This is a genomic window from Erythrobacter sp. HI0063 (genome assembly GCF_001635685.1).
Taxonomy (GTDB): domain Bacteria; phylum Pseudomonadota; class Alphaproteobacteria; order Sphingomonadales; family Sphingomonadaceae; genus Qipengyuania.
The window spans coordinates 1-468 of the sequence record NZ_LWFF01000113.1; the positions used below are offsets into that span (position 1 = coordinate 1).

1 protein-coding gene is annotated in these 468 nt (G+C 66.7%); it reads right to left on the reverse strand.

Annotation, left to right across the window (positions count from 1 at the left end; genetic code table 11):
- Nucleotides 1-468, reverse strand: a 468-nt coding sequence (locus A3736_RS05140) for a thermonuclease family protein (RefSeq protein WP_156501982.1), incomplete at both ends; no start/stop codon positions are given.

Consider the following 468-nt stretch of genomic DNA (forward strand, 5'->3'; position numbering starts at 1 on the left):
TGCGAACGTGCCGTGCATCCCCTGCCGGTTCATGCGCGCCAGCCGCTCAGCCGTCACGTAACCGCTCAGGCGTTCGGGGTCTCCCTTGAGATAGTCGGGCGCAGCGAGGCCATAGCCGCTACGCAACACCGAAAGGCCAGCATCGCCCGCGCCGGTATCGAGCGGTGCTACGGTTCGACCCCATGACTGGCCCGCGACAGGCCCGAGCGAGACAGGGCCACGGCCTAGCGTGTCCTGAAGCTGTTCCTGCGCCTGCCTGCCGATCGGCACCGTCGAGCCATCGCGCAGATAACCCGGTTGGCTCAGTTCGGGAGCATCGACGCCGAGCATTCGCACGCGCGTGTCGCCATCGCGAACCGTGTCCCCATCGGTCGCAACAGGATCATCGAGAATGAACCCTTCGGGCGGCGGCGGCACCGTCACCGTAGGCTTGCGCTTCTTTGTTCCGAACAGCCCTCGTTCGGGCGG